Origin of the sequence: Olleya sp. 1-3, assembly GCF_002836085.1 — a bacterium.
Lineage (GTDB): Bacteria > Bacteroidota > Bacteroidia > Flavobacteriales > Flavobacteriaceae > Olleya > Olleya namhaensis.
This window is the reverse complement of sequence record NZ_PJBW01000058.1, coordinates 358,954-370,210: the sequence shown is the minus strand read 5'-3', so window position 1 is coordinate 370,210 and position 11,257 is coordinate 358,954. Positions and strand designations below refer to the sequence as shown.

The 11,257-nt window shown below is 32.3% G+C and carries 9 protein-coding genes; 4 read left to right on the top strand and 5 right to left on the bottom strand.

Annotated features, from left to right (window positions below):
- Positions 1–40: 40 nt before the first annotated feature.
- The 4 genes from CXF54_RS14705 (at position 41) to CXF54_RS14690 (ending at position 6,322) form a co-directional block, all read left to right on the top strand.
- Positions 41–2,227 (top strand): S9 family peptidase, encoded by a 2,187-nt coding sequence (locus tag CXF54_RS14705; RefSeq protein WP_101204083.1) that lies wholly within the window; start codon positions 41–43, stop codon positions 2,225–2,227.
- A gap of 29 nt (positions 2,228–2,256) precedes the next feature.
- The gene (locus CXF54_RS14700; protein WP_101204082.1) at positions 2,257–3,810 is read left to right on the top strand and encodes a peptide MFS transporter; all 1,554 of its coding nucleotides are present in this window, start codon (positions 2,257–2,259) and stop codon (positions 3,808–3,810) included.
- Between the two features lie 73 nt (positions 3,811–3,883).
- Positions 3,884–5,668, top strand: coding sequence for a peptide MFS transporter (locus tag CXF54_RS14695; protein ID WP_101204081.1), 1,785 nt, complete (start codon positions 3,884–3,886; stop codon positions 5,666–5,668).
- A gap of 102 nt (positions 5,669–5,770) precedes the next feature.
- Positions 5,771–6,322, top strand: a complete 552-nt coding sequence (locus tag CXF54_RS14690) for a thioredoxin family protein (protein ID WP_090837955.1) — start codon at positions 5,771–5,773, stop codon at positions 6,320–6,322.
- Positions 6,323–6,328: 6 nt separating this feature from the next.
- Here CXF54_RS14690 and CXF54_RS14685 read toward each other — a convergent pair whose 3' ends face one another.
- Genes CXF54_RS14685 through surE form a run of 5 tightly spaced genes read right to left on the bottom strand, consistent with a single transcriptional unit; the run spans position 6,329 to position 11,149 of the window.
- Positions 6,329–8,359: a ComEC/Rec2 family competence protein gene (locus CXF54_RS14685; protein WP_101204080.1), complete on the bottom strand. Its 2,031-nt coding sequence runs from the start codon at positions 8,357–8,359 to the stop codon at positions 6,329–6,331.
- A gap of 20 nt (positions 8,360–8,379) precedes the next feature.
- Positions 8,380–8,976, bottom strand: coding sequence for a C40 family peptidase (locus CXF54_RS14680; protein WP_101204079.1), 597 nt, complete (start codon positions 8,974–8,976; stop codon positions 8,380–8,382).
- 8 nt (positions 8,977–8,984) lie between these two features.
- A complete protein-coding gene (gene lpxB, locus CXF54_RS14675; protein WP_101204078.1) occupies positions 8,985–10,100 on the bottom strand; it encodes a lipid-A-disaccharide synthase in 1,116 nt (371 codons plus the stop codon).
- Between the two features lies 1 nt (position 10,101).
- Entirely contained in the window at positions 10,102–10,383 is a 282-nt protein-coding gene (locus tag CXF54_RS14670) for a hypothetical protein (protein ID WP_101204077.1), read from the bottom strand.
- A complete protein-coding gene (gene surE, locus CXF54_RS14665; protein ID WP_101204076.1) occupies positions 10,373–11,149 on the bottom strand; it encodes a 5'/3'-nucleotidase SurE in 777 nt (258 codons plus the stop codon). Before surE ends, CXF54_RS14670 begins: the two co-directional genes overlap by 11 nt.
- Positions 11,150–11,257 lie beyond the last annotated feature (108 nt).

Sequence of the window (11,257 nt, the reverse complement as noted above, 5' to 3'; positions counted from 1 at the left end):
TAGTAAACTTGACATCCTATTATTAAATAACTAATATTAAATGAAGATCTTAAGAATTCTATCCCTATTCTGTTTTTTATCAACCTCTTTTTTAACTGCTCAGAATAAGCAAATTACCTTGGAAGAAATATGGAGTGGAACCTTTAGAACTGAAGGATTAGACGCTTTGCACTCGATGGCTAATGGTCAGCAATATTCTGTTTTAAATTTTGATAGAACAAAAGGCGGAACAACAATAGATATTTATGATTATAAAACTTTAGAAAAAGTTAACACACTAGTTAGCTCTGCAGATCTAAAAGCTATTAAATATTTTACAGATTATACGTTTAGTGCAGACGAGAGCCAAGTGTTATTGGCTACGGAAGAAGAGTCTATTTTTAGACGCTCGTCTTTAGGTATTTATTATGTGTATAATACCAAAACAAAACAGACCACTTTAGTATCTGAAGATAAAATACAAGAGCCAACATTTTCTCCGGATGGGACTAAAATTGCTTTTGGATTAAATAACAACCTTTACGTTAAGGATTTAGTGTCAGGTAAAATAACACAGTTTACTTTTGATGGCGTTAAAAACAAAGTTATTAATGGTATTACTGACTGGGTGTATGAAGAAGAATTTGCTTTTGTACGTGCATTTGACTGGAATGCAGACAGTAATAAAATAGCCTTTATAAGATTTGACGAAACAGATGTTCCAGAATTTTCTATGGATGTGTATGGTAAAGATTTATATCAAACACAAACTGTTTTTAAGTACCCAAAAGCAGGAGAGAAAAATGCGGTAGTGTCTTTACATTTATTTGATTTAAAATCGAATAAATTAAGCGAAGTTAAAGTTGATAAGTCTTATGACGATTTTTACATTCCTAGAATCAAGTGGACTAATGATGCAGATGTATTAAGCGCACAGTTTATGAATCGTCATCAAAACCAATTGGATTTATGGATGATTAACGCTAAAAAAAATAAAGCAACTTTGGCTGTAGCCGAAACTGATAAAGCTTACGTTGATGTTACTGATAATTTAACGTTTTTAGAGGATGATAGTTTTATTTGGACTAGCGAGAAAGATGGTTACAACCATATTTATCATTACGATAGTAAAGGAAAATTAATCAATCAAATTACCAAAGGAAACTGGGAGGTTACTACTTACTATGGTTATGACGCTAAGACGGATCAAATCTTTTATCAATCTGTTGAAAACGGAAGTATTAACAGAGATGTGTATTCTGTTAAATTAAATGGAACACAAAAAAGAAGATTAACACAGCAAACAGGTACTAATAATGCTGATTTTAGTGCTGATTTCACCTATTTTATAAACACATATTCTAGTGCTACAACGCCTTATTTATACACTTTAAATGATGCTAATTCGGGACAAGTGCTAAAATCTATAAAGGATAATAGTGCTTTAATTGCGGGTTTAAAAGACTACCAATTATCTAAAAAAGAGTTTTCTACTATTAATATAAATGGTAACGACTTAAATATGTGGATGATCAAGCCTGCAAATTTTGATGCCTCTAAAACATATCCATTGTTTATGTATCAGTATTCTGGACCTGGATCTCAGCAGGTTGCTAATAAATGGAATAGTGCTAACGATTATTGGTATCAAATGCTAGCGCAGCAAGGCTATATTGTTGCATGTGTAGATGGTCGTGGGACAGGACTTAAAGGTGCAGATTTTAAAAAAGTAACACAAAACGAATTAGGTAAATTTGAAATTGAAGACCAAATAGCAGCAGCAAAATTATTAGGTTCAAAATCTTATGTTGATTCCAGCAGAATTGGAATTTGGGGATGGTCTTATGGTGGATTTATGTCTAGTAATGCATTGTTTAAAGGTAATGATGTCTTTAAAATGGCAATTGCAGTAGCGCCTGTGACAAGCTGGAGATTTTACGATTCAATTTATACAGAACGCTACATGACTACACCACAAGAAAATGCTAGTGGGTATGATGACAACTCACCAATAAACCATGTAGATAAATTAAAAGGAGACTTTTTATTAATTCATGGTACAGGAGATGATAATGTGCATGTGCAAAATACAATGCGTATGGTGGAAGCTTTAGTGCAAGCTAACAAGCAATTTGAATGGATGATTTATCCTGACAAAAATCATGGTATTTATGGTGGAAACACAAGATTACACTTGTATACAAAAATGACGAATTTTATTAATCGTACATTAGGAGACAAACTTTAAAATAAAACTAACTAACTAAAATATTTAATATGTCAAGTAAAGCTTTACAACCACATCAAAAAGAACTGTTTGGACAACCAATTGGTCTTTATATTTTGTTTTTAACCGAAATGTGGGAACGTTTTTCATATTATGGAATGCGAGCACTTTTAGTACTTTATATGACAACAGCTACTATTGGAGACGATAGAGGTGCTGGTTTAGGTTGGACAAGTCAAGAAGCTTTAGCACTTTATGGATGGTATACTATGTTAGTATATGTTATGTCTATTCCTGGAGGGATGATTGCGGATAAATTAATAGGCCAGAAAAAAGCAGTGTTACTCGGGGCTATTGTCTTGTGTTTAGGTCACGCTGTATTGGTATTAACTGATATTTGGGCCTTTTATACAGGTTTAGGACTAGTTATTTTAGGTGTTGGTTTATTAAAACCGAATATATCTACAATGGTTGGTGGATTATATAAAGAAGGGGATATTAGAAGAGATAAAGGGTTTAGTATATTTTATATCGGTATTAACTTAGGGTCACTATTAGCAACTATGGTTGTTGGTGGAGTTGTCGCTAAATGGGGATGGCATGCAGGTTTTGGATTAGCTGGAATTGTAATGGTTTTAGGTTTGATAAATTACTTATACGGTCAAAAGTATTTAAAAGAAGTAGGTAATTTTGTACCTAGTACTGGAGATTCAAATGAAGTGTCTTACGGTCAATTATATTCTAAATTATTCAGTTCTCCGAAGCAATTAACAATTGTAGGTATATTAGTTGCTGCATCAGTATATGGTTGGTATACTTTAGAATGGGGATTTGGTTTATTATTTATCTTTTTAACAGCAATAACAGCGTTATTAATGATGATTTATAAAGAATTAGATAGTCAAGTGTTTAAAGATCGTTTCTTAGTCTTATTGCTATCTTTTATTATGGTAATAATTTTCTGGGGTGCTTTTGAGCAAGCTGGAGGATTAATGAATTTATATACAGATACAAAAACAGATAGAATGTTATTTGGATGGCAAATTCCAACAGTAATGTTTCAAAGTTTAAATGCTGGATTCATTATTTTATTTGCAACGTTTATTGCAGGTGTATGGGCTAAACGCAAATTAAAAGGTAAGGAAGCATCGTCATTGTTTAAAATGGCTTTAGGTATTATTATAATGGGCTTTGGGTTTTTATTCATGGTATTTGCAGCAATGGAATTTGAAAAATCAGGAACATCTAGTATGATCTGGTTAGTGTTAGCTTATTTTTTCCATACTATTGGAGAGTTATGTATATCTCCAGTGGCATTATCTTTTATTACTAAATTAGCACCGGTAAAATATGCCTCTTTAATGATGGGAGTTTATTTTGCTGCTACTGGATTAGGAAATAAAGTTGCGGGTATAGTCGGAGAGTCTGCTAGTGAATATGGTGAGTTGGCAATCTTTTCAGGTATAGTAATCTTTACAGTAATTATTGGTTTGTTATTTATAGCAATGTTAAAACCATTAAAAAGATTAACACATGGCGCTGAAGAAAGCGAAAGAATATTAAAAAACGAAGAAGCTGAAGGATTTGAATTAGCTGACAATTAAAAATAACTAAATATAAAAACCTCACAAATTTTACTTTGTGGGGTTTTCTTTTTTTAACTAACTAAATTTTATCATGAATACAGATATTGAAAATCTATTTAAAGACAAAGTTATAGGGCATCCAGCTGGATTATTTATAATATTTTTTACTGAAATGTGGGAGCGTTTTTCATTCTACGGAATGCGTATTCTATTAGTATTGTTTTTAACAGCACCTATTGTTAGTGATAATCCGGGTTGGGAATGGCCTAGAGAACATGCATTATCTTTAATAGGTACTTATGGAGCATTACTTTATTTAACGCCAATACTTGGTGGTTGGATTGCAGATAAGTTTACAGGATATAAATGGGCTGTAATAATAGGCTGTTTTATTATGATGTTGGGTCATTTATCTATGGTCTTTGAAACACCTGCATCATTATATATAGGTTTAGGACTTTTAATTGTGGGAACAGGTTTTTTTAAGCCTAATATGACTTCGATGATTTCTGAAATGTATAAAGGGAAAGAATCTAAAAAGGATGGCGCTTACACCATTTATTATATGGGTGTAAATGCAGGTGCATTTTTTGGTATGATGCTTTGTGGGTATTTAGCTGAAAACGAAGGCTGGAGTTACGGTTTTGGTTTAGCGGGTATTTTTATGCTATTTGGTTTAATTCAATTTTGGATGGCTAAAGATTTTTTCGGTTCTATTGGAGAAAAACCATCAAAAGTTCATGAGGTAGAACTACCTCAAAATATTAATGAAGAAAGCGTTACAATTGATATTACTACGCCAGTTGAAGATCAATTAAATCCGTTTACGATGTTAGACAAGATTTTAATTGTTTTGTCTTCTATTGGTGGTTTATTATATCTTATTAATGACCCTCTAGAAAAAATATCAGGTATGGATTTAGTGCCTTTTTCTGTTGGGAATTTTACAGGTTCTGAAGTTCTTATTTTGGCATCGTTAGCTATGTTTTTGTTTTTGATTACCACAAGAATTTCTAGATACACTAAGGTTATTAGGGATAGGATTATTGCAGTAGCAATCTTTGGAGTGTTTACAGTATTTTTCTTTGCTGCTTTTGAGCAGTCTTTAGGGTCTATGACAATTTTTGCAAGAGATTATACATCTAGAGCACTTGCTGGTAGTTCTGCTATGATTTTTAAAATTGTGGATTTAATTTTAACGGTTGGTCCATTGGCAATTATTTCATGGGTTTTATATTTATTATTCAAGAAAACATATACTAAAATTGCGGTTTCAAACATTGTATTGGCATTGTCATTTGTACTTCTATGGGGTATTGTAATTTATAAAATTAATAATGAATTTAGTAAAGAAGGAACAGAAGTACCAGCAACTTGGTTTGGTATTTTAAATTCATTTTTTATTATAACATTGGCTCCATTTTTCTCTAAATGGTGGGAAAGTAAATACAACCCTAGTGCTGCAATGAAATTTGGTATTGGTTTAGTATTATTAGGATTAGGTTTTGGTGTACTTGTAATTGGTACTTTAGGAATTGATCAAGGTGCAAAAACAGCTTCCGTAAGTATGATTTTTCTAATATTAGCCTATTTGCTACATACTATGGGAGAGTTATGTATTTCGCCAATTGGTTTATCTTATTTAAGTAAGTTGGTTCCTGGACGTATGATTGGTTTTATGTTTGGTATTTGGTATCTAGCAATTGCTATCGGTCAAAAAGCAGCAGGGAATATGGGAGGAATGATTGATAAAATTTCTGAAGAACATTCATTAAGTACATTCTTTTTAATTTTTACAATTGTACCAATTGTAGTTGGTATTATATCGGCTATTCTAAACCCGTTACTTAAAAAATTAATGCATGGTGTTAGATAACATGTTATAATTACCATAAATAAAACGCCTCATATTTGGGGCGTTTCTTTTTTTTGTAAATTTGGAACGCTATTTGCAAATACAAAACAAAACAACTTTATAATGAAAAACATATTTTTAGCCTTTACATTACTGTTTGCAGTAAATACTATTGCTCAAGAAGAAATTAATTGGATGACATTGGAAGAAGCGGTTGAGCTTCAAAAAACAGAACCAAAAAAAATATTAATGGATGCTTACACATCTTGGTGTGGACCTTGCAAGCTTTTAGATGCTAGAACGTTTACTAATCAAGATTTAGTTGCTTTTGTAAATGAACATTATTACGCAGTAAAATTTGATGCTGAAGGTAACGAAGAGATCGATTTTAAAGGAAAGACTTATAAAAACCCTAGTTATGATCCTGCTAAATCTAAAAAAAGAAATTCTGCACACGAGCTTTCTCGCGGTTTAGGTATTAGAGCCTATCCAACATTATTGTTTTTTGATGAGAATGCGCAACTTATAGCACCAGTTTCAGGGTATAAAACACCACAACAATTAGAATTATATTTAAAGATGTTTCAATCTAATAAACATTTAGAGATGAAATCGCAATCAGAGTTTGATAAGTACAATAAAGATTTTAAAGCGGAGTTTAAAAACAACGCATAAACACTTTTAATAGTCTATTATAAAAGCTCCTGTTTTACCAGTTTGGTAAAATGGGAGTTTTCTTTTTTTACAAGTTGTTGTCCATTTATTAATATAAGATTTGTAATTGTTACCATCCGCAATAATGCCTTTTGGTTGTAAGCTATCTATTAAGCGTTCTAAATTTAATTTTGGAGATTGTGTTAATAGCACATAATCTATCGCCTTATTTTTAATATCAAAGACGCCAAGACTATCAACAACTAATACATAATTGTTTTTTAGTTTGTAAACAGAATTTAAGGGTTTTGATGTCGTAGTGTTAAGTGCGTTTTTAACAGCATAACTTCTAATTATGGTGTTTGATTCAGCGTTTTCTATGTCAGAGTATATTGTTAAACGATTATCGTGTTTTTGTCCAATGATCGTACTTCTGTTTTTATGAAATACTAAAAACCGATTTCCTTCTGTTTGATAATAATTATGGATATAAGTCAGTTGTATAAGTATAATCGAAACTAAAGTCAGACGCATCCATTTGTAGTTTTTGTAATGATACAATTTGTAAATCGTAAATATAAAAACATAAGAAACCACAACTTGCACTACTGTAAACGGTATGTCAAGAATTAAAAAGGTTTCTTGGCTAGAAATCCAACCAAAAAATTGATTCATCCAATCAATAACTAATCCAAAAGCATCCGATATAAAGCTTTTAGGGACACTTAATAAGGCTAATGTTATAACCAACAATCCAAGTCCTAATATCATGCTTAAAAAGGGGATTACAATCAAATTGGACAACCAAAACAAACTAGGAAATTGATGAAAGTAATACAGGCTAATAGGAATAATCCCAAATTGTGCAGCTATAGTAACGGTTAGTGTTTGCCATAGTAGTTTAGGTAATTTGTATTTGGGGGTCCATAAGTGTTCTAGTATGGGTTGAAAGCTTACTATTGCTATTACTGCAGCATAACTTAATTGAAATCCAACATCAAATAAAAAGTTAGGTTTGATTAGCAGTAAAACAAAAACGGAAATTGCTAAGGTGTTATAAATGTTGGTAGGACGTTTTAGATTTATACCAATAGCAACAATGCTAAACATAGTTGTTGCTCTAATTATCGAGGCAGAACCGCCCGCAATTAAAGCATAAGTCCATAGTAGTATTAACAGAATAATAGTCTTGATAGTTTTTCCGTGTTTTAATCGCTCTAGTGGAGAAAATATCAAGTTTAATAGTAAAAGTATAATTCCAACATGTAATCCAGATACAGCTAAAATATGTATAGCGCCAGCATTGGTGTAATTATCATAAACTGCTTTTGTAATGTTTTGTCTTTGTCCTAAAATTAAGGCATTAATAATCGAGAGTTGATCTTTTGTGTATTCGTATGCTGTTAGTTGTGTGTTTATATAGTTTCGGAATGTCGCAGCATAACCAAATAGAGACGTGCTTGTATGTGGTAAATTAATAATAGTAGTGTGGTCGGCGTACAATTGGTAATGTACTTGTTGCTTATCAAGGTAGTTTTTATAACTAAATTGATCTGGGTTTAATGGTGCTTTAACTTTGTTTAAATTGACGTTGGTTGTATAGATGGCGTCAATAGGTAAAGCAGAATGTATGCTGTCTTTCTTTATATTTAATAATGCTTTTCCACTAACATGCTTAGTGTTTACGTTTAAAATGTTGACATAATAACGATGACTGTACGCATTTGGTTTTAAAGTTTCTCTAACTCGAAAGGTTATGATTTTACTAGTAGGGGTTTCATTTATTGCGTGAGAAAAATGACTGGCATCACGCAGATCTTCATTAATATTAGTTAAAAAAAGACCAAAGAAGAGAAAGGTTAAGTAGGTTGATACCCCATAAATAAAAACAAAACGTTTTTTCTTTTTTAATATGAAATATAACAAGACCGTAATTGCAGTGAAAATTACAGCTAGAATAAAGCTATAACTAGTGCTAATTGTAATTAATTTAGCCAGTAAAATGCCTAAAATTAAGCATAACGTAAATTTTATAATTGAAAAATGAAATAATTTCATCTTTCAATATAAGCAATTTCTTACAATACACGACGTGCTTGTACAAAAGCAAAGTACCAGTAACGTTCTGACAATAAACTGGTCATGACGCCTTTGCTAGTGCTAGAGTGTATAAACTCAACACGTCCTGGTCGTGAAGAGGTTACTAATCCGACATGGTTTATAGTTCTGCTATTACGTTTGGTTGCAAAAAACAGTAAATCACCTTCTTCTACTTCTTTAACATCTATCCAGTCGCCTTGTTGCGCCATTGCGCTTGATGTTCTTGGTAGATCAACGTTTTCAGATCCAAACGCAGTATATAGTAATCCAGAACAATCCATCCCTTTTTTAGTAGTTCCGCCGTATTTATATCTAACGCCTTCAAAGCTTTTAGCGCTATTTATTATGTTAGCTATTTTTGGGCTAGTAGCTTTAATTGTTGGGTAGTTTGGTGTTGTGTTAGTTTCTGGTGTTTCTGTATGTGTTGGTTTTCTAGTTGGTCGTTTTCTATTGCGTTTTGTTTCTGTTTGAGCTGTTGTTTTAGATTCTGATTTTTTGGTAACAACATGCTTGCTTTTAGAACTTCCGCAAGATAAAATTGTAGTTATAAGTAGGAGTAGGGCAATTTTTTTCATTGTAAAAATTATAGTTTTATAGCATCAAAAATTAACTTAGCTGTGTTTTGGCTAGCGCCTTTACCACCTAATTTTTTTTCTAATTCGTAATAGTCTACAAAAAACTTGGTACGTTCATAATCATTTAAAAGTCGATCTAGTTCTGTCTTCAAACGTTTAGTATTAAAGTCGCCTTGTATTAATTCGGTAACAGATTTTTTATTCAATATTAAATTAACAAGACTTATATATTCTAAATTAACCACGCGTTTACCAATTTGGTAAGACACCCAGCTACCTTTGTAACACACCACTTGAGGGACTTTAAATAAGCCTGTCTCTAAAGTTGCGGTTCCAGAAGTGACTAGTGCAGCAGTAGATAAGCTTAATAAATCATAGGTTTTATTGCTTATAAAATGAACGTTTGCTTGTTTAATAAACGTTTTATAAAAATCGTAATCTTGACTTGGTGCTCCAGCAATTACAAATTGGTATTTTGGATAGTCGTCCACAACACTAAGCATTACGGACAGCATTTTTGTTATTTCCTGTTTTCTACTTCCTGGTAGTAATGCAATTATGGGTTTGTCGCTTAAACCATGTGCTTTTCTAAATTCAAACTCGTCAACTTGTGTTCTGTCAGAAATAGCATCAATTAAGGGGTGTCCAACAAAGTGAACTGGGTAATTGTGTTTCTTTTCGTAAAAATCTTTCTCAAAAGGAAGTATAACATACATTTCATCCACATCATTTTTGATGGCATTTATACGTCCTTCTTTCCAAGCCCAAATTTGTGGTGATATATAATAATGTGTTTTAAAGTTTTTTAGTTTTGCCCATTTGGCAATACGTAAATTAAAACCAGGATAGTCTATAAAAATAATGACGTCTGGATTATAATTTGCAATATCAGTCTTGCAAAACGATAAGTTTTTAGCAATGGTTCTTAAATTCATTATAACTTCAGAAAACCCCATAAAAGCTAATGCTTTATAGTGTTTTACTAAAGTTCCTCCAACGTTTTCCATTAAGTCGCCTCCCCAAAATCTAAACGTTGCATTAACGTCTTGTTTTTGCAGTGCTTTCATTAGGTTAGAACCGTGTAGATCTCCAGAGGCTTCGCCAGCTATGATATAATATTTCAAATTATAGTCTGTTTATTATAAAAATTAGTCCAATTATTAGTGTGGCCATTAAAACACCTTTTGCTTTGTCGTCCTGCTTTCTGTTTAAAAACAGAAAGAATAATCCTAAGTTAAGCAAAGCGCCAAGACTAACCAACTTACCAACAAATTTAAATTGTAATGCTTGTTTTATGGTAGATTCAATTCCAAACTTTGAAAACAAAACAATATATAGTATCACACCAACACAGGTGCAAAGTATACCTAGAATAAATCCAATTATAATGTCTTTTTTATTTTTCAAATTGCCACGTGTTTAAGTGTTGCATATAATGGTGTGCAGTCAAATCGTATTGTACAGGTACTACAGATATGTAACCGTTTTCTAAAGCATACTCATCTGTATCAGTGCCTTTATCGTAATTTACAAATTCACCGGTTAGCCAATAGTAATCACGACCTTGAGGTGTTTGGCGTTTATCAAATTTTTCTTTCCAGTTTGCTTTTGCTTGTCGGCAAACCTTAATTCCTTTTAATTCCTTCTTTTTTAAATCGGGAATGTTGACGTTTAAAATAATCCCTTCAGCAATTTTATTTTTAAGCGCGTTTTCTGCAATTTGCTTGATATACTTTTTTGAAGCTTCAAAATCGGCGTCCCAACTATAGTTTAATAAAGAAAACCCGATAGCAGGTATACCTTCAATACCAGCTTCTATTGCAGCACTCATCGTACCCGAGTAAATAACGTTTATACTACTGTTGGAACCGTGGTTAATGCCGGATACACAAAGGTCTGGTCGTCTGTCTAGCACTTCATTAATTGCAATTTTAACACAGTCGGCAGGTGTTCCAGAACAGCTATATTGTAAAGTTTTGTCACCAGGTTTAGAGACTTTATCTAAATGCAATACATTGTTTAATGTTATGGCATGACCCATTCCGCTTTGAGGACTATCGGGAGCCACAACTACAACATCTCCAAGGGTTTCCATAACTTCAATTAAAGCTAAAATTCCTGGTGCAGTTATTCCGTCATCATTAGTGATTAAAATCAGTGGTTTTTTACTCATAAAAGGGGATTTTATTTACGTAGCTAAAATACACAAAATCTCTCGGAACTGCTCAATTTATTCAGTTTAACAAAAAATTAGCTGGTTTAGATTTTATTGGCATGGTTT

Excerpts from the sequence above, each read along its gene's own strand:
- CXF54_RS14705 (WP_101204083.1), top strand. The coding sequence starts at position 41 with ATGAAGATCTTAAGAATTCTATCCCTATTCTGTTTTTTATCAACCTCT.
- CXF54_RS14695 (WP_101204081.1), top strand. The coding sequence starts at position 3,884 with ATGAATACAGATATTGAAAATCTATTTAAAGACAAAGTTATAGGGCAT.
- surE (WP_101204076.1), bottom strand. The coding sequence starts at position 11,149 with ATGAGTAAAAAACCACTGATTTTAATCACTAATGATGACGGAATAACT.
- CXF54_RS14680 (WP_101204079.1), bottom strand. The coding sequence starts at position 8,976 with ATGAAAAAAATTGCCCTACTCCTACTTATAACTACAATTTTATCTTGC.
- CXF54_RS14700 (WP_101204082.1), top strand. The coding sequence starts at position 2,257 with ATGTCAAGTAAAGCTTTACAACCACATCAAAAAGAACTGTTTGGACAA.
- CXF54_RS14685 (WP_101204080.1), bottom strand. The coding sequence starts at position 8,359 with ATGAAATTATTTCATTTTTCAATTATAAAATTTACGTTATGCTTAATT.
- CXF54_RS14690 (WP_090837955.1), top strand. The coding sequence starts at position 5,771 with ATGAAAAACATATTTTTAGCCTTTACATTACTGTTTGCAGTAAATACT.